General features: G+C 62.0%; 16 protein-coding genes. 4 read left to right on the plus strand and 12 right to left on the minus strand.

Translation table 11 applies throughout. The features are described 5' to 3' along the window. Positions 1-593 precede the first annotated feature (593 nt). The gene (locus P0D73_RS18160; protein WP_408432385.1) at positions 594-2,282 is read left to right on the plus strand and encodes a glycoside hydrolase 5 family protein; all 1,689 of its coding nucleotides are present in this window, start codon (positions 594-596) and stop codon (positions 2,280-2,282) included. A gap of 54 nt (positions 2,283-2,336) precedes the next feature. Here P0D73_RS18160 and P0D73_RS18165 read toward each other — a convergent pair whose 3' ends face one another. Beyond that, positions 2,337-3,491: an acyltransferase family protein gene (locus P0D73_RS18165; protein WP_408178808.1), complete on the minus strand. Its 1,155-nt coding sequence runs from the start codon at positions 3,489-3,491 to the stop codon at positions 2,337-2,339. Positions 3,492-3,805: 314 nt separating this feature from the next. On the opposite strand from P0D73_RS18165, the gene P0D73_RS18170 reads away from it, so the two are divergent. Both P0D73_RS18170 and P0D73_RS18175 read left to right on the plus strand, forming a co-directional pair. Beyond that, positions 3,806-5,299, plus strand: a complete 1,494-nt coding sequence (locus tag P0D73_RS18170; RefSeq protein WP_408432387.1) for an O-antigen ligase family protein — start codon at positions 3,806-3,808, stop codon at positions 5,297-5,299. Further along, positions 5,296-6,516, plus strand: a complete 1,221-nt coding sequence (locus P0D73_RS18175) for a glycosyltransferase (protein ID WP_408432389.1) — start codon at positions 5,296-5,298, stop codon at positions 6,514-6,516. The genes P0D73_RS18170 and P0D73_RS18175 overlap by 4 nt, the downstream gene beginning before the upstream one ends. Before the next feature lie 93 nt (positions 6,517-6,609). Here P0D73_RS18175 and P0D73_RS18180 read toward each other — a convergent pair whose 3' ends face one another. Continuing rightward, on the minus strand, positions 6,610-8,349 hold the full coding sequence (locus P0D73_RS18180; RefSeq protein WP_132375923.1) for an FAD-dependent oxidoreductase: 1,740 nt from the start codon (positions 8,347-8,349) through the stop codon (positions 6,610-6,612). A 221-nt stretch (positions 8,350-8,570) separates the two neighbouring features. Continuing rightward, positions 8,571-9,191: a DapH/DapD/GlmU-related protein gene (locus P0D73_RS18185; protein WP_408432391.1), complete on the minus strand. Its 621-nt coding sequence runs from the start codon at positions 9,189-9,191 to the stop codon at positions 8,571-8,573. A gap of 185 nt (positions 9,192-9,376) precedes the next feature. Here P0D73_RS18185 and P0D73_RS18190 point away from each other — a divergent pair, with 185 nt between their 5' ends. Continuing rightward, positions 9,377-9,883: a hypothetical protein gene (locus P0D73_RS18190; RefSeq protein WP_408432393.1), complete on the plus strand. Its 507-nt coding sequence runs from the start codon at positions 9,377-9,379 to the stop codon at positions 9,881-9,883. Between the two features lie 32 nt (positions 9,884-9,915). Here P0D73_RS18190 and P0D73_RS18195 read toward each other — a convergent pair whose 3' ends face one another. From P0D73_RS18195 to P0D73_RS18235, 9 genes are all read right to left on the minus strand, one after another. Further along, positions 9,916-11,250: a glycosyltransferase WbuB gene (locus P0D73_RS18195; protein ID WP_408432395.1), complete on the minus strand. Its 1,335-nt coding sequence runs from the start codon at positions 11,248-11,250 to the stop codon at positions 9,916-9,918. 57 nt (positions 11,251-11,307) lie between these two features. Next, the gene (locus tag P0D73_RS18200) at positions 11,308-12,450 is read right to left on the minus strand and encodes a glycosyltransferase family 4 protein (protein WP_132375927.1); all 1,143 of its coding nucleotides are present in this window, start codon (positions 12,448-12,450) and stop codon (positions 11,308-11,310) included. Between the two features lie 94 nt (positions 12,451-12,544). Next, positions 12,545-13,504 (minus strand): GDP-L-fucose synthase, encoded by a 960-nt coding sequence (gene fcl, locus P0D73_RS18205; protein ID WP_408432397.1) that lies wholly within the window; start codon positions 13,502-13,504, stop codon positions 12,545-12,547. A gap of 6 nt (positions 13,505-13,510) precedes the next feature. After that, positions 13,511-14,629 carry a GDP-mannose 4,6-dehydratase gene (gmd, locus tag P0D73_RS18210; RefSeq protein ID WP_132375929.1) on the minus strand — a complete coding sequence of 373 codons (1,119 nt, stop codon included), beginning with the start codon at positions 14,627-14,629 and terminating at the stop codon, positions 13,511-13,513. 75 nt (positions 14,630-14,704) lie between these two features. Next, complete coding sequence (locus P0D73_RS18215; RefSeq protein WP_132375930.1) at positions 14,705-16,939, minus strand: polysaccharide biosynthesis tyrosine autokinase; 2,235 nt, start codon at positions 16,937-16,939, stop codon at positions 14,705-14,707. A gap of 49 nt (positions 16,940-16,988) precedes the next feature. Continuing rightward, positions 16,989-18,128, minus strand: a complete 1,140-nt coding sequence (locus P0D73_RS18220; RefSeq protein ID WP_408178814.1) for a polysaccharide biosynthesis/export family protein — start codon at positions 18,126-18,128, stop codon at positions 16,989-16,991. A gap of 64 nt (positions 18,129-18,192) precedes the next feature. After that, entirely contained in the window at positions 18,193-19,578 is a 1,386-nt protein-coding gene (locus P0D73_RS18225) for an undecaprenyl-phosphate glucose phosphotransferase (protein ID WP_342960127.1), read from the minus strand. A gap of 53 nt (positions 19,579-19,631) precedes the next feature. Next, positions 19,632-21,191: a mannose-1-phosphate guanylyltransferase/mannose-6-phosphate isomerase gene (locus P0D73_RS18230; RefSeq protein WP_408432399.1), complete on the minus strand. Its 1,560-nt coding sequence runs from the start codon at positions 21,189-21,191 to the stop codon at positions 19,632-19,634. Between the two features lie 86 nt (positions 21,192-21,277). Then, positions 21,278-22,261 (minus strand): helix-turn-helix domain-containing protein, encoded by a 984-nt coding sequence (locus P0D73_RS18235; RefSeq protein ID WP_132376975.1) that lies wholly within the window; start codon positions 22,259-22,261, stop codon positions 21,278-21,280. Positions 22,262-23,059 lie beyond the last annotated feature (798 nt).

The following is a 23,059-nucleotide window of genomic DNA, read 5'->3' on the forward strand; positions in this document are numbered from 1 at the left end:
TCATCCCGGCTCCAAGCGAGTTCTCGCTTTGTTTTCGGACAACCCGTCCCCGATAAAAGATTAAGTATCGCGCGGATTTATTCAGACAAATACCAACTCCTCCTTCTATTTTGTCTGATGAATAAGGGTAAAAACTAACGACACAAAAAAAGTCAGACCCTTAAATCGTTAGAGGGCCGACCGCATGTTCGCCATAGAAACTCTTTACGCGCGCACTTCTTCGAAGTCGATTACGCCATTGGCTTGAAAGAGTTTAAGTTTTCATAATTCATTTAAATTATTCTCCATACGAAATGCCGGCCGCCCTTTTGGATGCCCGTAGCCATGGGCAATCAACAAATGCGAGTGCGCCTGTCTGCCGCGCGGAGTGCCTGTGCGCCGGCGTGACGCTACATACTCGAACGCAAGCGCGGCGGCGAATGCTCTGAAAGTTCGATTTCGTACTGACGAGTGGTCCGGCGCACCGTATTTTGGTTCTGCTTGCCGCTAAAGAACGCGGAGTTCCGCGTTGCCTTCAGGTGCCTGCAGACGCCTGCCTCTTGCTCATCGAACCGACTGAGCCATTTTCATAAGATTCAACGAGGATTGATCCGATGCCGACGATTCATCGCCGCCGCAGCCTATTCAGATCACGCATATTCGGGCGCGCTACGCTGTCTGCTCTACTGTTCCTGACTTTCTCAAGCGGTTCGTACGCGCAGGTGAAGCTGCAACTGGCCAACCCGGCGGGCTCGCAAGTCATGCTGACAAGCGGAAAGAAGACACTCCAGTTCAAAGTCGTGCCGCCGGACCATCTGCGCGCGGCGAAAATAACGGTGGGCGTTTATTCCTATGACGGCGACGGCAAGCCGGCGCCCACTCCAGTCGCCTCGTACGAGAAAACCATCGGCAGCATGCAGGGTGGTAAGGCGATCGACATCGACGTAGCGATCCCGCGTGCGGGTCTATTCCGCCTCGACGCAACCGTGGAATCGGCGCATGGGGAAACGCTCGGCAAGACAACGAGCACGCTGGCTGTCGTCACGAAACGCGACGAGGTAGGGCCTTCCGACTTCGGGGTCGGCACGCACTTCGCTCAACACGTCACACCACCAGCGTCGGTGCTGTTGCCGCTCGTCAAGCAGGCTGGATTCTCGTGGATTCGGGATGACCTCTATTGGGCGGCAATCGAGAAAAAACCCGGTGTGTTCAAATTTCCCAAGAGCTACGACGACTATCTTGCCTTATGTAAGCAGCTCGGCATTTCGCCGTTAGTCGTTCTCGGCGAGGGTAATGAGGCCGCCTATCCGACACTCTTCCCAAAGTCGAATTTCCCGCTGTCAGCCGACGCTCGCGCGCGCTTCGCGGATTACGTCGACGCGGTGGTCTCCCGCTACGGTGACGATGCTGTGACTGCTCCCTACGGCGGAACAGTTAAACATTGGGAGGTGTGGAATGAGCCGGACTTCAACAAGATCGGCTACGCCGCCTACCTTTCCCTACTATGGGAAACGTTCGGCGCCGTTAAGGATGTCAACGCCGATGCATCGGTCATTTCCTGCGGCGGTGGCGGCTCGGGCGGCGGCCCCGGCGGCGACTGTGTTGTCGGTTTACTCAAGGAAGGAGGACTGAACGATCAGACCGGATTTAGCGTACACCCCTATATGTCGCCGAATACGCCAGAAAGGGGTTACAAAACCGAAGGCGCTCCAATCGACTCCGTGAGCATTCCGACGGTGTGGCCCTACCTGAAAAACTTCACTGCCGACCGTGTAAAAGCAGACGGCCGACCTCTGCAAGTTTGGGTGACGGAGTTCGGCTGGCCTGTGAATCCTAAAGAGCCGGGGCAGGATGAGGCCACGCAGGCGGCCAATCTTGTGCGCAGCTATTTGCTATCGCGACGCTATGGCACAGTTCGCGTCATGTTCTGGTATGACTTCGTCGACGACGGCACCGACCTCAACAACATCGAACATAATTTTGGCTTGCTGCATCACGACCTGACACCCAAACCCGCATTCGTCGCGGCGTCCGTATTGAGCACCACGCTCGGCAAGCGTAACTGGGCAAGAGCGCTCGTCGACGAGGAGAACCTCAAGGCGTATCAATACGGAACCGATGATCCAGTTATCGTCGGCTGGACGGTCGACGGCAAGCAGCGCGTTGCATCAGTCAGCCTGCCGCCTGGAAAATATATTCTGCGCGACTGGCAAGGCGTCGACACACCGGTCACGATTACCGCGCAGAAATTCCAGTGGCGAGTGGGTCCGATTCCCCGTTACCTTGTGCCAAACCGACCGTAGTGTCAGTACACGCCAGTGCGCCGGACCGCCACGCAGAGCGGCATGCATGCACGCTCAGGATAACTGCCCACCCGCAGCAGCGGCGGGCACTTCCTCGCGCACCGAACTGCTGCGCTTTTCTGGGAACAGTGCATTGCGCATCAACAGGAACGGATACTCGATAGCACGCGTGGTCACATAGCCGATCGCAATCGCGATCGCAAACTGCGCCGTAAGCGCGACGACCCAAATGAGGCTCGGCGCAAAACCCAGCGCGGTCGCTTTACGAATCAGCATGTCGCCGGGCGCGAGCGCGAGCGAATGCCACAAGTAAATACCGTACGAATAGAGGCCGATCCACGCCACGCCGCGATAGATCCACGACTTACGCAGCGATCCGGAGTATTCGAGCACCAGCACGATCAGCGCAGCAAAGCCAAGCGCTTGAATCGTGTAGCCGATGCTTTCATCCAGTGCGAGGTTCTTGGTGGCGAAAGCGAGCCATGCGCAGAGCAGGACGACGCTGAAGATCAGCAGCCACTTGCGCTTGGCGAGCTGATGGTAGACGCCGGGTTTCATCCAGTAGATCGCGGAAAGAATCACGCCCACCAGCAAGCTGTCGATACGGTATTGCGTGTAAGCAAACGCCCCATCGAGATTACCGCCCGCCACTGCGAAGCAACGCGCCGTGAGCACCACCGCGCAGATGCCGGTAAGCACGCTGACGATCGTCCACGCGCCGAGACGCCAACGCGCAAACACCAGCAGAAGCGCCGGCAGCACCAGATAAAAGTGTTCTTCGACCGCCAGACTCCACGTCTGCGTAATCGACGTGCCCAGATAGTTTTGCAGGTGGGTCAGGTTCTGGAACAGGAAGGTATTCCACGGGTGGCGGCCGGCCAGCACATGGAAGACGATCAGCACGTAATACGCGGGCCAGATGCGGAAAATCCGGCGGATGATAAAGCGCCGTGCATCGACCTGTCCTGTTTCGGCGTACTGTCGAAGCAGCAGACCGCCCACCAGAAAACCGCTCAACGTGAAAAACAGGTTCACGCCTTCACGGCCGAAACTCTTCAGTGGGTACTCAATAATCTGAATGAGGTAATTGCCGGTATGAACAGCATGAAAGTGAAAGCCCATCACCATGATGATCGCGATGCCGCGGACGAAGTCGAGTTCGATCGCCCGTCCGGCTTTTGTGGGTCCCGCCCCGCCGAATAACTTCATGTTGTGCTCCGGTCCCATGCAAATGCGGTCATGCAAGATTGCGATCGTCTCTCGCGGGCCCCATGTCCCTTTTTGCATCTTCGGTGTCGGCAAGCGTGCGTGCGCGCCAACTTCAAGGCATTGACCGACAACATACGCAAGTGTGCGCGCGTCTTGCAGAGCTTACGCTTTCCGCGACCGCCAGAACCCAGGCAATGGTCGACGAATGCGGTCCAGCCCACTAACAGGCGTGCAGATTCCTTCAAAATAACCCGATGCGAGACCGTCCACTGTAGACCGACGGCGAAACGACGGTGACGGGGAGGAACTCGGTAATGCGCCACCAGTATGCAACGCCCTGGATATGGTTTTTTCTGCTGCCGCTTGCGTTCGACTATAAGGCGACCGACGCGAATACGGGTCACTTCGCGCAGTTCATCTTCGTCCTGCCGGCGATCGCCGCAGGGATTGCCCTTCTTCTCATCGCGCCGCGTTTTCACGAGCGCTCGCGGCTGCGCTCGGTCGTCACCTGGAGCTTGATCCTGTGCGTGTTCGGCAGCATCGTCGCCCAACTGGTTCAGGATAACGACACCGGCAACTATTTACGAACGCTGCTGCCGTTCACTCTCTTCATGCTGGGTTACCTCGTGGCGTGCCGCCCGTGGAGCGAATTCCGCATCGCCCAGTTCGAAAAAGCCCTGTTCGTCGCCAACGTCATCAGCCTCGTGTTCACCATGGTCTACGGCATGGCGACGGGCGGCGGTCTCGACGACGTGCGCTTCCGTATCCTCTCCGTGACGCTGCTGGGTTTGCAAGGCGTATTGCTCCACGAATTCATCGTGGCAAAGCGTTTTTCGCTCTTTACCGTGTCGATCTTCGCGCTGAGCGTCGTCATCGAATTGCTGAGCGTGACCCGCAGCGTGATGGTCGGCACGGTGCTGCTGTTCCTGATCGCCATGGGACTGAGCGCGCCGTCGATCCGGCATATCTGGCGCGCAATGAGCCGCACCATGATCATCGGCGCCGTGCTCGCCGGCATGGCCGGCGTCGCGGCCCTGACTTTCCCGACCGTCGCCGAGCACTGGACGCAGCGCATTTTCTTCTCCGAGGAAACCCGCTCCGGCAAGGATCCGACCACGATCACGCGTCTCGCGGAAATGCGCGACCAGTACGATCAGGTCACCGCGCAGCCGGAGACCTTGTTGTTCGGCGAGGGTTACGGCCACTACTATCGCTACTCGCCGGTCTATCTGCCGGACCTCGCCGGCCAGATCAGCGAGAAGGACTTTTATGCGATCAACGAATGGGCCGCGGGCCACAACTTCTGGGTCTATCAGTTCTTCGCGGGCGGCCTGCTGTTCGGCATCGGCATGCCGTTGGCCACGCTCGCCGCACTGGCGATCTGCTTCTTCTCGTATCGCTATTGGCGCTCCGTCGTGCCCGACGCACCCATGCTGCCGGTGCTCGGGCGCGCCATCATGCTGTTTGCCGCGCTGCCGGCCACGTCGATCGGCGGCAATCCGCTTGGGCCGCGTTTTTCGGGCCTCATATTCGGCGTCGCGCTCGGCTTGATGATCGCCACCCACGCGCGTTTGCAGCGCGCGTTGCCGGCGCGCGCGCGGCGCTTGCGCAGGCCGCCTTACGTGCGCCCGGAAGCGATGCCGGAATTGCCCGGCCGGATCCAGCCGGGCATGGGCCGCGCGGACCTCACGTCCACGCTCGGCGTCTCGCGCACGGCCGGCTCCTCGTCCGACGCCGGCCAGTTCGGTGCGCTCGTCCCGCATACGCCGCCCAGGCATCGCTCCAACCGACCGAATATCGCCCGATGAAAATTCTCCACCTGCTTGCAAGCGTCGACCCACGCGCCGGCGGTCCCGTTGAAGGCGTCCGCCGCAGCGGCATGGCGATGCGGGAGGCCGGACACGAGATCGAAGTGGCGACCTGCGATGCCCCCAACGACGCCTACCTTGCGGCCTTTCCCTTTCCGCTCCACGTCTTCGGCCCGACCAAAGGCCGCTACAGCTTCAGCGAACGCCTCGCGCCGTGGCTCGCCGCCAACGCGAAGCGCTTCGATGCGGTGATCGTCCACGGCTTGTGGCAATACCACGGCTTCGCGGCATGGAAAGCGCTGCACAAGAGCGAGGTGCCGTATTACGTGTATGTGCACGGCATGCTGGACCCGTGGTTCAAAGAGGCCTATCCGCTCAAGCATCTGAAGAAGTGGCTGTACTGGCCGTGGGCCGAATATCGCGTGTTGCGCGACGCGCGCGCCGTCATCTTCACGACCGAGGAAGAACGCACGCGGGCGCGCCAGTCGTTCTGGTTGTACCGCGCGCATGAACGGATCGTGCCGTTCGGCACGACGGTGCCGCAACTCGAAGCCGCGCCGCTGCGCGAAACCTTCCTCAAATCCATACCGAGCCTGCGCGGCAAACGCATCGTGCTGTTCCTCGGCCGCGTGCATGCGAAGAAAGGCTGCGATCTGCTGATCGAGGCCTTCGCACGCGTTGCCAGCCGCGATCCGGCGCTGCATCTCGTGATCGCCGGTCCAGACGAAACCGGCTGGGCCTCGACGCTGCGCACCCAGGCACAGGCGGCCGGCATCGCGCATCGCGTGAGCCTGCCGGGCATGCTGCAAGGCGAACTCAAGTGGGGCGCTTTTCATGCGAGCGACGTGTTCGTTCTGCCGTCGCATCAGGAGAATTTCGGCGTGGCGGTAGCGGAGGCGCTCGGCTGCGGACTGCCGGCGCTGATCTCCGACAAGGTCAACGTGTGGCGCGAAATCGAAGCGGACGGCGCGGGGCTGGTGGCCGCGGATACCGTCGACGGTACGGAAAAGAATCTCGTGCGCTGGCTCGAACTCGACGACCCGGCTCGCGAAGCGATGCGCGCACAGGCAGCCCGCACATTCAATGCGCGCTTCCGTGTCGAGACCATGGTCAGCGCGCTGACTGCCCTGCTCGAGACCAAGGGCGGCCACGACGACGTGCGTGAAAACGACAACACCCTCACCACGCTGCGCGAAGCAACCCAGCAAAGCCGCTGATCACCGGCGGCATTCCACGGCCTGAAGGCCTCACACTCAAAACGAAGATGGCGCGCCTCGTGCGCGCCATCTTCGTTCGTCTTCATCAAACGCTCACTGCTCCTTCATCACCGGCGTCAAAGTCGAGGCTGCGATCGGCAACGTCTCGACTTGAGGCGGCGTCTGGAGCGACATGGTCGCGCTGTTCGCGGCTTCGGTTCGCGTACTGCCTACGGCGTCCGGCACATCCAGTTGCCGCATCAAATGACCGGCGAGACGCAGCGACAACGCGGCAATTGTGATGGTCGGAAAGTTGGCGCCCACAGTCGGAAACACCGAGCTGCCGCCAATGTACAGATTGCTGATCCCGTGCACCTTGCAATCGCGATCGACCACGCCCTCGCGCGGTGAATCGTGCATGCGCGTGGTGCCCATGTGGTGCCACGTGCCTTCCAGCTTCACCGGCCACGTCCGGCCTTCGAGCGGCGCATCGAGCGTGACGTCAGCGACGTTCGCCATCTGCAATTCCTGCGCGAGCAATTGGAACGTTTTGTCGAAAGTGCGCTGCACCTGGTCGCCCAGGCGCCACTCCACCCGCACGCGCGGCATGCCGAAGTGGTCGCGCTTGTCGGCCGACAACGTGACGCGGCTATCCGGATTGGGCTCCGCTTCGACGATGGCCTGCAGCGTCACGTCGGTGATCAGCGCGGGCCATTGCAACAGCCGCGTCAAACCGAAACCGACAGTGTGCAGCGGGTGCGCGATCATGGTCTCGATGTCGCGCTTCACGCTGCGGCCGGGCTGGTCCTTGCCCATCAGCGCTTCCTTGAAACGGATCAACGCCTCGGAACCCGCACTGCCTTCGCCGTACCATTTCGAATAGAGCCACACGCGTGAATTGAGCAGCTTCTCGCGTTCCATCCACTCCTGCTTCGGCGCGAACTGGGACGAGATCTTCGTGCCGTGCGCGGAGACCGCCACATTCTGGTAGTGATACTTGATGTCGTACAGCTTGTTGCGCGCGATGCCCGGACGAAAGCGCACCTTGCCCGACATCATGCGTGGATGGTCCATGAAGTAGCGGCCGACCAGATCGTTGGCATTGCCGAGCCCGGCAGCCTGCACGTTGTTCGACGCAAGCAGCAGGCGCGCGTTTTCGATGCCGCCCGTGGCCAGCACGAAAATCCGCGCGCTCACCGACATCGCGCGGCCGCTGATGGTGGCCACCTTCACTCTGGAAATCGTCGTGCCTTGCGCATCGGCGTCGATATTGAGCACGTTCGCATGAAGGAACACGCGCACCCGTGTCGAGCGCGACAGTTCCTCGCGATACACCTTGCCGAAGCGCACCGGCGGGCTGAACTGCGCGACGGTATCGCGCATGTCGCCGGTGGCGAGCGGCAGACGGCGCACGTCCTGACGCCCGATCTCCTGCTCCCAGTAAGCAGGGTCGAAATTCTGCGGACCGAGCTTCAGCAGTTCATGTGTGCGCGCATAGTAAGGCTCCAGTTCGTCGAGGCCGAACGGCCAGCCGCTGTGCGCAATCCAGTCGCGCTTTTCGAAGTCCCAGGGATCGAGCGGGCGGCACCAGCCGCCCCAGCAGTTGCTGCTGCCGCCGAAATAGCGGCTGCGCGAGCCGTCCGCGAACGTGTAGGGCAGCCCGATGTTCTCGCCGCGATAGAGGTCGCGGGTTGCGTCGTCAGGACCAAAACCACCGCTTTCCAGCATGCAGGCGTCGATACCCGCCCTCGACATTTCGAGCGCGAGCGTAATTCCCGCCACGCCTCCGCCGATGATGCAGACGGTCGTTTCAATGACCGTGTTTTGTTCAACAGTACGCGTATCGATGAACATCCGCTACTCCCCATCTGCTTCACGCATTTCCTGAGCGCGTCACGGTTCGCCAAGCGGAGTTGGCAACCAGGCCACGCAAACGTCGCGGCCGGAACTCGCATTGGTGCTGCCACGAACGCCGCTCACCATGCAGCGCGGCAATCCCATTGTGGCAGTCGACATTCCGGCAAAGCGACCTCGGCCTCCCAGCGTACAAAACGCTGTGGTTCTATGTCTGTGGTTCAGGTCACGGAATCGAACCGGTTCCTGATAAAGCGGCAAGGATTTCCGCCGTACACGCCCTCCGCTTCCAGCGAACGATGCACGACCGACAAAGGTGTCACGACCGCCGAGCGGCCGATGGTCACGCCCATTTGCACGACGCACTTCGAAGTGATCCAGACGCCGTCCTCGATGATGATCGGCGCGACATGCAGATCCATCGTCGTGCTCATGTCGTGAGAGCCCGCGGTGAGGAACGTGCCTTGTGAAATGCACACGTTCGAGCCGATGCGAATCAGCGTCTGGTTGTAAATCCACACATCGACACCGAACCAGCAGTTGTCGCCCACTTCGAGATTCCACGGCGCCTTCACGCGCACCGGATGCACGAATCGGCAACCTGTACCGATCTTTGCGCCGAACAGTCGCAGCAACGCAACGCGCACACCTGAGAACGGCAGCAGTTTGTTGTTGATCACACAGGCTTCCAGCACGAACCAGATGAGCTCGATCAGCGCACCGCGCTTGGCCTGATAGTTTCCTTTTCCGGCCTGCGACAGATCGATGACGCGGCCGTCTTCGCGCGCGCCATCGGCTTGCGGCATGCGCCCGACGTGTGGATCGTCGGCTACGTTACCCATCAGCTTTCTCCGAACCACGAACAGTGGTAAACATACGCAGGCATGCCAGGCAAACCTCTCACATTATGTTGCCGCGCCTGGCTCGACTTCGCGCGGTGGCTGTGAGGGCAAGCGTTTTGGCGGCTACACGCGTACCGGTTGGCGCACGATAGCTTTATCCCGACAGCATTTCCCTGGGGAATGAGATGATGACCTCGCTTCGACACACCGCTACCTGGACGTTTCTCGCGATCGCATCGTGCGCGATGCCGGCGTTCGCACAGAACGCCGCACCCAATCCCGCCACGGCCGCCCGCCCTCCCGCCGCGACGGCGGCCAACGGCTACGGTCTGAACGCACAGCTTCCCGCCGACCGGCGCGCCGCGCACCGCAGCAGCGAGCAAGGCCTGCTCGGTGCCCCGAACCCATACGGCACCGACGGCGCGCAAGGCAATACCAACGACGCCCAACGTGCCGCGCTGCTCGACTCGCAACGCATGACGGTGCTGGGCGGTGATCAGGCTGCGCAACCGGCGGTGGGCAAGGGCAAAGGCCAGCGCAAAGCGCCGGCTGCGGCCAACGGCCAGGTCCGTGTAGCCGGCCAGCCGGGACGGCCGAATGCGGCCGACGGTCTGACGCCCGAAGGCGCCGCAAGAGCCACCTATGCCGACCCCTACGCCACCAAGCAGGGTGTCTACCGTTCTCCGTGGTGAGATCGCCTTCATGACAAGGGCCGCGCGCCGGATCAATCCGGCGCGGCTTCCTCCGCAGTAGCCGGTTTTCGCCGGCGCCTCGCTGCAGCACCTGAAGGCCGCGCACCGAAAGACGGCGCTTCGCCTTTGCCGCGCTTACCGTCCACCTCAAGCAACAGCATCGCGAGCCGTTCCTCGAAGGCGCGAATCGTCGACTCCGGCGAGAGCGCGCGCTCCGCATAATTGCGCGCCGCCTTGCCGAGTGCCGTGCGCCGTTCCGCGTCGCTCGCCAGCACCGTGATCGCCGCCGCCAGCGCTTTCACGTTGTCCGGCGGCACGACCACGCCACGCGGCGCCACGGCTTCGTAGAGCGCCGTGCCGCGACGCGCCATCGCCACGGTCGCGCGTCCGCTCGCGAACATGCCCGTGAGCTTGGACGGCATGACGAGATCCGCCGCGTCGCCGCGTTGCGGCAACACGTGAATGTCGGCGAGGTTGAGCAGTTCGTTCAGGCGGTCCACCGGTTGCAGCGGCAGGAACACGCAATTCGTCAATCCTGAGCAGCGCGCGACCAGACTCTCTTTCGCGGCGCCGCTGCCGCAGAACACGAAGGTGAGGTCCGTGCGTGCGGCCAGCGCGACCGCTGCATCGGCGAGCGTTTCGATGCCCTGCTTCGCGCCCATGTTGCCGGAATAAAGAATCACTTTCTGCTCGGCAGGAATCCCGAGCAAACGCCGGAATTCGCTCGGCCGCGCAAGCGGAAAGATGGTCGACACGTCCACCCAATTGGGCAGGCAAACAACCCGCGACGCGTCGACGCCCTTGGTTGTCGCGCGCGCGCTCATCTGCCGCGTGATCGACGACACCGCATCGAAGCGCCGCAGCAATGCGCTTTCCACCCAGCGTGCGGTGCGGGCCGCGAACGAGCTTTTCAGCAATCCCAGATCGAATGCCGCATCGACCTCGTAGTCCTGAATATGCAGCCACGCGCGCGCGCGCGTGATGCGTGCGAGCATCAGCGAGCCCGGCGCGCACATCAAGGTCGGTGCGATCAGCATGACCGCGTGGGGGCGCCACAGCACGTGCCGCACGAGCAGCGGCAGCGAGGTCGCCGCAAAGGTCGCGAGATGCAGCATCCGCTTCAGGCCGCTCGGACGCGTCGGCACCCATAGCGGCGCGCGCCAGATCGCCACGCCGTCGCGCGTCTCGTGCTGATACCGCCACGAAACGTAGCCTTCCCCAATACGCCACTCCGGGTAGTACGGCGGCGCGCACACCACGCGCACCTCATGTCCGCGGCTCGCCAGCAGCACGGCCATTTCCGCCGTGTACTTGCCCACTCCCGTCAGCTCAGGCGCATAGTTGATGCCGTAAATCAATATCTTCATCGTGGCTGCCAGAACAAGTTAGGGCGTGATGCGCGCGACGTGGCTGGGCGGAGCGACTCAGTCGCTCAACATCAGTGCACAGCCGCGGGCGATGTTGGCAGCCGCGGAAGGCGGATCGAAACGGCGAATCACATCCATGCACCGGCGCGCGGTGCCGCCCGCGTCGGCGAAGGCCTCCATTGCCTTGAGCATGGTGCGTTGCAGGCCGGCGACATCGCCCGCTGTAAACGCATAGCCGCTCACCCCGTCGATCACCAGTTCCGGCACGCAGCCGCAACTTTCGCTGACCACTGCCGGGCAACCATGCGCGAGCGCCTCGTTGACCACCAGTCCCCAAGGTTCGCTGTAACTCGGCAGCACCATGCAGGTGGCGCCGTAGTATTCCCGAGTAAGCGGCTCGTCCTGCAGACTGCCGACGAACGTCACCGCGTCGCCGAGTTCGAGCTCAGCCACCTTGACATGCAACGCTTCGCACATCGGGCCGGTGCCGACAATGCGCAGCTTGGCCGCCGGAATGCGCCGCCGTAATCCGGCGAGCGCCTCGATCAGCGTGCCGATACCTTTCTCTTCGGACAAACGCCCCACGAACAGAAACACCGGCGGATTACCCGCACGAGCGGCGACCCGCTCGACCAGCGCTCGTTCCGGCGAAAACGAACCCGGCATCGCCGCGGCCTGACATGGCACGAAAATCTTGTCGCGCTTCGCGCCAAGCGACAGCAGATACTCGCGGCTGCGCTCGCCGAAGCCGAAGTAACCATCACACAGCGAGAAAAACACGCGCTTCGGAATCGACGTCAGCAGCTTTTTGGGCCGGTCACGCGCGGTCGAGTCGCAGAACACCGCACGCCGTTTGCCGGTCACGATGCACGCCGCGAGCATCGCCCAGTATTCCGGGCGGTGATAGCCCGGCAGCACGATCAAATCCGATTTGGTGCGCAAGACTTCCCACGTGAGCCGTGCGATCAGTTTCATGGTGGGCACGTCTTCGTAGCAGCCGTCGAACAGCTTTTGCATCGGATAGCGATGAAACGAGTAGTCGACGTCGGAAAAGCCGACGCGGTCGTGCTCCGTATCCGCGATCTGCACCATCGAATAGCGAATCGCTCCGGAAGCCGAAATGTTATGCAAGGCGGAAAACACGACACCCTTGTGGCGCGACCACACGACGTTGTGGAAGATCGTGACTGACGCTGTCATTTTTATGCCACTCCTCGAAAAATCGACCCGCGTGCCTTGCGCGTCCTACGCATGCACAGCGTCCCAAGCGGTCCTTTACTCCAAAGCCGCGCGCCTAGGCCTCGATGGCGGCAGCCGGTGTCGAACCAGCGTGTGATTCGACGAAGTCCCGGTACGTGGATGCGATTCCGTCCTCCAGACCGATCGTGGCCTGCCAGCCCATTTGCGCGAGGCGCGAGACGTCGAGCAGCTTGCGCGGTGTGCCGTCGGGTTTCGAGGCGTCGAATAAGAGCTCGCCCTCGAAACCGACGACCTTGCAGATGCATTCGGCGAGCTCACGAATCGACAGGTCCTCGCCCACTCCGACGTTGAAGAGGCCCTCCGTCACGTTGTGTTCGAGAACAAATAGCGTGGCCGCGGCAAGATCGTCGACGTGCAGGAACTCGCGGCGCGGCGTGCCCGATCCCCACACCGTCAACGCGGCGTCGCCATTCAGCTTCGCTTCATGCGCCTTGCGCACCAGCGCCGGCAACACGTGACTGCTCTTCAGATCGTAGTTGTCGTTCGGGCCGTACAGATTGGTCGGCATCAACGCGACGTACTGCGTGCTGTACTCGCGGTTGTACGCTTCGCACAGTTTGAGGCCGGCGATCTTCGCGATCGCGTAGGCGTCGTTGGTCGGCTCCAGCGGCGAGGTCAGCAGGTACTCCTCGCGGATCGGCTGCGGACATTGCTTCGGATAGATGCACGACGAACCGAAGAACACCAGCCGCTCGACTTTGGCGCGGTACGCGGCATGGATCACGTTGGTTTCGATCACCAGGTTTTCATAGATGAACTCACCCGGCTGCGTCGCGTTCGCGAGAATGCCGCCCACGCGCGCGGCCGCGAGCAGCACCACGTCGATCTTTTCGCTTTCGAAGAAGCGATTCACGGCCGCCTGATCCGTGAGGTCGAGCTCCTTGCGCGAGCGGGTGATCACGTTCTGATACCCCTCGGCGGCGAGACGCCTGACCAGCGCGGAGCCGACCATGCCGCGGTGGCCCGCGACGAAGATGCGTGCTTGTTTGTTCATCGCAAGTTACTCGTGATGTTCCAGCGCCGTGAATCCGGCCAGCGTGACGAGCGCGTCACGTCGTGCAATCTGATAATCCGAGCGCACCATTTCCTTGACGAGCGACTCGAACGAGGTGGTCGGCCGCCAGCCGAGCTTCGCATGCGCCTTCGACGGATCACCGAGCAGCGTCTCGACCTCGGCGGGCCGGAAGTAGCGCGGATCGACACGCACGATCACGTCGCCCGGCGACATCCTGATCTCGCGCCCTTCCACCTTCTCGACGATGCCGACTTCATCCACGCCGGTGCCTTCGAAACGCACGGTGACGCCCAGTTCAGCGGCAGCGTGCTGCACGAACTGACGCACGCTGTACTGCACGCCGGTGGCGATCACGTAATCCTCCGGCTGTTCCTGCTGGAGCATGCGCCATTGCATTTCCACATAGTCGCGCGCATGGCCCCAATCGCGCAGCGCCGACAGATTGCCGAGATACAAGGTCTTCTGCATGCCCACCGCGATACGCGCAACGGCGCGCGTAATCTTGCGCGTTACGAAGGTCTCGCCGCGCACCGGCGATTCGTGGTTGAACAGAATCCCGTTGCAGGCATAGAGGCCGTAAGCCTCGCGGTAATTGACCGTGGTCCAGTACGCAAACAGCTTGGCGACGGCATACGGGCTGCGCGGATAGAACGGCGTAGTCTCCGACTGCGGCACCTGTTGCACGAGGCCGTACAGTTCCGAGGTCGAAGCCTGATAGAAGCGCGTCTTCTCCTGCAAGCCGAGAATCCGGATCGCTTCGAGAATCCGCAAGGCGCCGAGGCCGTCCGCATTGGCCGTATATTCCGGCTCCTCGAACGACACCGCGACGTGGCTCTGCGCGGCGAGGTTGTAGATCTCGTCCGGCTCGACGCGCTGGATCACGCGCAGAATGCTGGTCGAGTCGGTCAGATCCGCGTGGTGCAGAAAGAGGCGCTGGTCCGGATCGTGAGGATCGCGGTAAAGGTGATCGATCCGGTCTGTGTTGAACAGGGATGACCTGCGTTTGATGCCGTGTACGTCGTAGTCCTTGGCGAGCAGCAGCTCCGCCAGATACGACCCGTCCTGTCCAGTGATGCCGGTGATCAGCGCGACCTTACGTTTCATGGAGCCTTCTCCTCGTTAACCTTTGCAATGCGAGTGCCACAAGCTTTGCTGCGCGGCCGGCAGTCGGCCGCTGTCTCAGCCGGCGATGCTGTCGTAGCCGTAGTAGCCGCCCTGATAGCCCGAGCCGAGGAACGCGCCTTCCTGCGGCACATCGGTCAGCAGCACGCCTCTGAGCCCCACGCCGCCATTGCGCAGCCGCTTGGCCGTCTCCATGACCTCGTTGAGCGGGTGACGGCCGTGGCGCACCACCAGCAGCGTCGTGCCCGCGTACTTGCCGATCACCGTCGAGTCGGTCACTGCCAGAACCGGCGGCGTGTCGACGATCACGAGGTCGTAGTGCGACTTCAGTTCTTCGAGCATCGTTTCGAAACGCTTGCTCATCAGCAGTTCGGCAGGATGCGAGGGCAGCGTGCCCTTGGCGAGCACGTCGAGACCCGGCAACACGTCGCGCTGGATCATCGAGCTCAGGTCACCGCCGCTCAGCACGTCGGACAGACCCGGCTGATGCGCGACACCGAAATGCGAGTGCACGTCGCCGCGCCGCATGTCGCCGTCGATGATCAGCACGCGCTTGTTCGCCGACGCCACCAGCGCCGCCAGATTCACCGACAGGAACGACTTGCCGGAATCGGGCCGCGAGCCGGTGATCATCACCACGTTGTTCTCGGCGTGATCGAGCGAGAGCTGCAACGAGGTGCGCAGATTGCGCACGCCTTCCACGGCGATGTCTTCCGGCGCCTGCTGCGCCAGCACATGCAGCCCGCGACGGCGCAGCATGACGTTTTCCTGCAGCTTCAACTGGGTCTGGCTGCGCGGCACCACCGCGAACACCGGCACGCCGAGCATGCCTTCGAGTTCGTCCGGACGTTCCACGCCGCCGTACATCGCGCGCTTGAAGAAGGTCAGCAGAATGCCGAGCACGAGGCCGCCTCCGAGCGCGATCAGGATCGCGATCACGCGCTTCGGACGCACCGGTTCATCAGGTGCTTCGGCGAAGTCGACCACGCGCACGTTGCCGACTTGTCCCGCTTTCGCCACGCGCAGTTGCTGCGCGCTATTCAGCAGATTCGTGTACAGCTCCGTATCGACGTGCACGTCGCGTAGCAGCCGCAATGCGGTTTGCTCCGTATCCGGCATCACCGCCACGCTGCGATTCATGTTGGCTGCCGCGCCTTGCAACGCGGCGATCTGCGCGTCGAGCGAGGCCACCGCCGGGTGATTCGCCGTGAAGCGTTGCGACATCTCCGCGCGTTGCTGCTGCAGATCCATCAGCTTGGTCTTGTTATCGACGATCTGTTGCAGCAGCAGGCGGCTTTCTTCACCCAGATCGACCGTGCCGTGCGTGTTGCGGAACTTGTTGTAGCGTTGCTCGGCGTCGTCGAGTTCCTTGCGCAAGCCCGGCAGTTGTTGATCGAGAAAGGCCAGCATGTGCTCGGCCTCGGTCGACCGGCTCTCCACATCCTGACGCACGAACTCGCGCGCCATGCTGTTGACGATCGCGGCCGTCAGGCCGGCGTCGCCGCCTTCAAGGCTCGCGCGGATCACGCCGGATTGCAGCGTGGTTTCCTGCACCAACAAAGCTTTTTGCAAACGGTCCACGGTGCTCAGCGTCGACGCGCGCTGCAATTCGAAACGCGAGCCCGCGGCGCCGACCAGCTTGTCGACGCGCAGCGTGATCGGGCCGTCGGCGGTATCCGTTTCCACGGTTTCGCCGACTTTCCCCGACAGAATCGCAATACCGTTCTTGTCCCGCAGCACGTACGACCCGTCATTGCCGGAAATCAGCGTGAAAGTCGCGTCGTACATCTCCTTCGAGGTGTCGAACCGCGACACCGAAATGCTCTCGTCACCCCATGCATAGCCGGACAGGTTGATGAACTGCGGCAACTTAAAGCCCCATTGCCCGTTCACCAAGCCCGCAATCATTCCGCCGATGAGCGGAAAATAGCGCGGCGTAGCCGTGATATCGAGGTGCAGTTTCTTGACGGTTTCTTCCGTGACGAGCCGCGACTTCAGCAACTCGATCTCGGCCGCCGTCGAAGGCTTGGTGTCGAACATGCCGGTGAGCGGCGGCAAGGAATCCTTGCCGTTCGCATTGGCATTCGCCGTCTTGTCCTCGACGTGAAACAGCACATCCGCGCGGTACGTCGGCGGCGCGAGGAAAGCGTACGCGCACCCCAGCGCGAGCGCGATCAGCGTCACCATCACGATCGTGCGCCAACCTCGCACGATCGTCCGCAGATAGTCCGACAAGTGAAGCTCGTCCGGACCGGACACGTCGGTGTAACGGTTTTCAAAGTTGATTGCCATTTTCTTCACCCAACAAAGCCCGGCGGTTCAAGATCACGTTGTACGGTTACTATTTCGCGAGGACGGCGCCCGTCACAGCCGCATTGATTGCCGGCAGCAGCAGGTTCAACACACGGTTGAAGCGGACCAGCCCGCCTTGACCGACATACACCACGTCCTTCGGCTGCAGTTCGAACTGATTGGCGAGCACCATCGACACCGGCGAGGTCGCGTCGAGGTGGTACACCTCAGGCGCTTCGCTCGTCGAGTTGCGAATCACGAACAGTTGCCGGGCCGCGGCCGTGTTCGAGTCGAAGCTGCCGCTGTCGGAGATCGCCTGCGAAAGCGTCAACGAGCCGTTGCGCATCGGCAGGATGGTCGCCGGCTTGTTGACCTCGCCCATCACGTAGACACCGCTGTCTTCGCGCGACGCCACCCGCAGCATGTCGCCCGGTTGCAGATAGATGTCCGACGGATTTTTGCCACGCTTGATCAGATCGTCGAGGTTGAGCTGATACGGGACGCCATTGCGGATCAACACCACGCGGCTGCGATCCGCATTCGCGCTGAGGCCGCCGCTCAAGCTGATCGCGGTCGTCAGCGACATCGGAATGTCGTTGACAGCCTGAGAGCCAGGCGTGCGCACTTCACCGTCGACATAAACCTGCTGCGCGCGGAACGAGGCCACCCGCACCGTCACTTCCGGCTTCTGGTACACCTTGCTCAGACGCTTCGCCAGGTCCTTCTGGATCGAGGCGACGTCCCTGCCCGCCACATGCACGTTGCCTGCGTACGGAAACTGCACATCGCCGTTTTCGTCGATCAGGAAGCCAGGTGCGGCATCCGTCGTCTTCGTGTTCTGTGCCGGCTGACCGAGTGCGGCAGCCAGTTCCGGGTGATCCCATACGACGATCTGCAGCACGTCGCCGGGGCCGACCTTGTAAACGGTCGGCTTGCCGAACAACGCGACCGTTGCCGGCGGCAGCGCCGAGCTCGTCTGAGCCTGGTTCATCTTGCGCAGCAGCGCGAGGTTGATATCGGTAATCGGGATCTGCTGTTGCGATGCCGCTTCAGTACTGTAATCACCACCCGTGTCCTGAATTGCCGCAGGCGTGACCATCCGCTGACCCGGAGCGATGCCGCATCCGGAAATCAACGTTGCAGTAGCGAAAACCAGGAGACTTCCCGTGCGTAGACCAAGCGAGCTCATGATGTTTCCTCCTTGTGCCACGGCGTTTTTCCTCAAAGTAGAAAGCGCGTAGCGTTTTTAACAACTAATAAGCGTTTCGATGCACCAGTCCGGCGACTATCGTCGCGCCGATAATCCGCATGTCGAGTGCGAACGACCAATGGCCCAGGTAATACAGGTCATGTTCGACACGACGTTCCATCTTTTCGATGCGGTCGGTTTCGCCACGAAAACCGTTGATCTGTGCCCACCCCGTAATCCCCGGTTTTATGCGGTAGCGATTGATATAGCCCGCGACCACTTTCTGATAGAGGTCGTCGTGCTCGAGTGCATGGGGACGCGGTCCTACGACCGACATGTCGCCACGCAACACGTTGTAGAATTGCGGCAGTTCGTCGAGGCTCGTGCGGCGCAGGAAAGCGCCCACTTTGGTCACGCGCGGATCGTTGCGCGTGGCCTGCCTGACGGTGCCTTTTGGCTCGATATGCAAACGCATCGAGCGAAACTTGTAAATCGTGAATACGTGACCGTCTGCGCCTTTGCGTTTCTGCTTGAACAGAACCGGACCGCGCGACGACAGCTTCACCGCGATCGCAATGGCGAGCATGACCGGTGCAAGAGCGATCAGCGCGGTCAACGCGAACAGACGGTCGAAAATTTCCTTCTTCAGCATCGAACTGGCGGACAGCGGCGAAGCCACGAGATTGATCGCCGGCACGCCGAGCAGATCGATCACGCCGCTGCCCTCGAAGAGCGCGAGGCTGCGCACGTCCGGCATGAAACGGATGTTCACCAGATCGTCGCGGAATTCGCCGACCAGCGAACAGATCAACGGCTCTTCGGAAAGCGACAGCATCAGCCACAGTTCATGCACGTCGTTGGTCCGCATGTAGCCGGCCAAAGCATCGACGGTATCGAACACCGGCACGCCCGGGCTCGCGACCGACGACACGTCCGGACGCGCGTTGTACACGGCCGTGGCGCGAAAACCGGTGGTCGGCGCGGCGTTGATCCGGCGAATGATCGCGTCGCACTGCGAGCCGCTGCCGACAATGGCGACCTGGTGCAGATTCATCCCGGCGCTGCGCGCGCTCGCCAGCACGGCATGCGTCATCAGCCGGTACGCGATCAGCAGGCCGCCGGTCACCGCCGTCCAGTACGAGAACCACAGCCGCGACACGAAGTCGATCCGATGCAGCGAATACATCAACACGAGCGCGCTGCCCTGCACCATCAGCCACGCGAGCGACACCTGGCCGGCCAGCACCAGCTTGGAGCGGCCGCGCCATGATTCGTAGACGCCGAACGCCGGAAAGATGGCCAGCGCGAAGGCCGCGGAAAACATCACGAGCGCCCAATAGAACCCGGATTGAGCGAGGTAATCAAAGCGGATTTGCGACGCCACCGCCGCTCCCGCCAACACCAATGCAACATCGAAAACCCGCGCGAGCAAATCCTGAAACTTGCGCATTTTGGTCACCTCGTTCTTGCCGTTCTTGTCCGCAGTTGAGTCCGGCGTGCTGTTTAGGAGCAGCGGCCGTAGTTGTCGTTAAACCTCACAATGTCGTCTTCACCGAGATAGGTGCCTGACTGGATTTCAATGATTTCGAGCGGCACCTTGCCCGGGTTTTCGAGCCGGTGGCGGGTGCCGAGCGGAATGTAAGTCGATTCGTTTTCACTCAACAGAAACTGCTCTTCACCGCGAGTGACGAGCGCCGTGCCGCGCACGACGACCCAGTGTTCCGCGCGGTGGTGATGCAATTGCAACGACAGTTGCGCGCCCGGCGTCACGACGATCCGCTTGACCTGGAAACGCTCGCCATGGTCGATCGAATCGTAGAAACCCCACGGGCGGCGCACCTTGCGATGCGCGTCGGCCTCCGGCGCGTGCTGCGCCTTGATGCGCGACACCAGACCCTTCACGTCCTGCACGTGCGAGCGGTCGACCACCAGCACCGCGTCGGCGGTTTCGACCACCACGACATTGGTGGTGCCGACGCAGGCGACCAGCCGCCCTTCCGAATGCGCGTAGCTCGATACCGCGCCTTCGAACGTCACCCGGCCGCGTCCAGCGTTACCGTTGGCGTCCTTCTCCATCGCGGCCCAGACGGCGTCCCAGGAACCCAGGTCCGACCAGCCCGCATCCAGTCCGACCACCACGCCGGCGGGCGTCGCCGGCGCGCTCGCAGCCGCGCCATCCGTCGTTTCCGGCTCGGCCGTCTCGGTCAGGCGCTCCATCACCGCGTAGTCGATCGAATTCGCCGGCGTACTGAGGAACGCATCGACCAACGGCCGGAAATACGCGCCGTCGACACGGCCGCCGGTGAATGCGCGTTCGCAGGCCGCGTGCATTTCCGGTTGCAGACGCTTCAACGTATCGAGCCACACGCTGGCGCGGACGATGAAGATGCCGCTGTTCCACCAGTACATGCCCGCCGCGACGTACTTCGCCGCGAGTTCTTCCGCGGGCTTTTCGACGAAACCGTCGATCGCATGGCCGCCGCCCGCCAGTTCGGCACCGATGCGGATATAACCGAAGCCCGTGTCGGGGCGCGTGGGCGGCACGCCCAGCGTCGCGATCGAGCCCTGCTCCGCATAGCGTGCCGCGAGTTCCAGCGCGGCCTGCAAGGCGGGCACGTCGGCGATCGAATGATCCGCGGGCATGACGACCAGAATCGCGTCGCTACCATCCGCGCACGCCAGCGACGCCGCCAGCGTCAGCGCAGGCGCCGTATCGCGTCGCGCCGGCTCGACAATAAGACGAGCGTCGACGCCATTTTCATGAAGTTGTTCTGCGATCACGAAGCGATGTTCTTCGCCGCATACGATGATCGGCGATGCGTCCACGCTCCAGCCGGCCGGAAAGCCTTCCATGCGCCGCGCGGTGGCTTGCAGCAGCGAGTCGGAACCGACTACGTCGATCAGTTGCTTCGGATAGTTTTCCCGCGACACCGGCCACAGGCGCGTGCCCGAACCGCCCGCCAGGATCACCGGGACGATGCGCGCGCAACGCGCGCCTGCCGTCGCGCCATCCGCACCGGTCGGGGCGACCGACGCGGTGCCTACAGCTCCCTGATTCGACATATTCGCATTCCTTATAATTTCCAAAGATCAACGGAAGTACGGACCGGATGCCGTGTTGCCACGGCGATCCGGCTGGCCCCGTCGCGCTATTCGCCGACTAGTCGGCGACTTTGAATCCGAAATTCGGTCGGCGAAATTCTCATCCGCTTGCGAAACACTTTCGCGAGGCGGTCGCCGTTACCCATACCCGTGCGCCGGGCAATCTTGTCGACCGGCAATTCCGATTCGGTCAACAGGCTGCAAGTCACCGCAAGGCGTTCGTGCAACAGAAAACTCGAGGGCGTAATGCCCATTTCCATCTTGAAGCGGCGCAGAAAGTTGCGCTCGCTCATCGCGGCGAACTGCGCCGCGTCGGCAATCGAAATCGCCTGCTGGCAGTTCTCTTGCAGCCAGCGAGCTGCCGCGCGCACCTTGTCGCCGGGACTCAGACCACCGTCTTCGCCGAGCAGCGGCGCGAGATTCGAGCACGAATCCGCCAACAGGCGCTCGGCAACCGTACGCGCCGTGGCGCCGCCGAGATCGCGCTTGATCATGGCGAGCGCGCTTCGCATCGATTCGAGGCGATCGCCCGCATCGGCCGTCTGTTCCGGCTGGCGCGCCGACACCGGCTGCGCCTGTGAGTCGCCACCTTCCTTGCTGTCGGGCACATACGCCGCCTCGAGCAGCGCGCGGCCCTCCGCGATCGGCCGGATCATGCCGGTGTTGCGGCGCACACGGCGCAGCCACGCGATCAGGCGTTCATCGCCGGCGGCGGCGAATGCGCCTTTGCCGCCCGCCACATACAACGCGTCGAAACCACCGTAATGCCGCGCGTCGAGGCCGTCTGTCCAGACCCGCAGCGCGGACGACGAAGTCACCATGCCGCCATCGGCCGACAGGAAGGACACGTCGTATAACCAGCCGCCCGAGCCAGACGAAGCCATTTCGTTCGCTGCCTGGAACACCTCGGCAACGACCCCGGCTCCCTGCAGCGAGCAGTCGTTGAACATCAGTATCGCGATGCGACGCATACCCTTGTTTGGAGCGTGCACCCAGCGCAGCATTGCGGACTCGAGACTCGCGCAGGTCATAGTCATCCTCTCACCAGAAAACGGATCTACTTTTCACCTTGGACGGCCGCAGAGAGGCCGGCCTCTGTGCAGCGCATCATAGTCACCGCCAATCAAGCATTTAGCCGCCATGACCGAAAGCGCAGACATGTTGGCGTATGGACAGGGTGACCAACCAGGGATTTTCGGAACACCCCCACTACCGCCGTCTTTTCAACGAATTAATTGCCGATTCCACATAGGAATGAATTGGCATTCTGCGAATGTTAATGCAAATAAAAGCGCCATTTCGTACGCCACCGCACACACCACGACTACTCGAAAACGGCGCAGTTACAATTTGATCCATCCATCGCCATGCCGATTTGAAGTGACTTTTTCCCATCGGGACGCCAGAATGAGCGCAACCTGCTTCGCTATTCCAGCGCCCGCCGCGCCCCTTGCCTACTTGGGTTTCTTCTGACGATATATCCGCGGGGATGGCAATAAGTAAAACGAACATCCAATATAAGCACTTGAGAGTGCGACAAAATTATTTAGTTGGTTGTTATTGGATCTCACGGATATAAACGTGACGATTAATGTTTCAAACGTGAAACACGGGAATAAGACCACTTTAGGCGGCACGGCAATAGACGGGCCAGTGGCGGAATGTGTCGAGTGGCAACCGGGCTATTTCCGCCAGCGGTTTGCGGAAATACACTATGCGGTTTCCGCAACACATTGCTTCGAGAGGCGGGTCGAGGCGGCTTTGACCTGGTGAACTAGTAGTTCGGCGACGCGTCTGTTGCCTTGGAAGGACAGCGAACGACACGGGGA

Origin of the sequence: Paraburkholderia sp. RL18-101-BIB-B (genome assembly GCF_046026985.1) — a bacterium.
Taxonomy (GTDB): domain Bacteria; phylum Pseudomonadota; class Gammaproteobacteria; order Burkholderiales; family Burkholderiaceae; genus Paraburkholderia.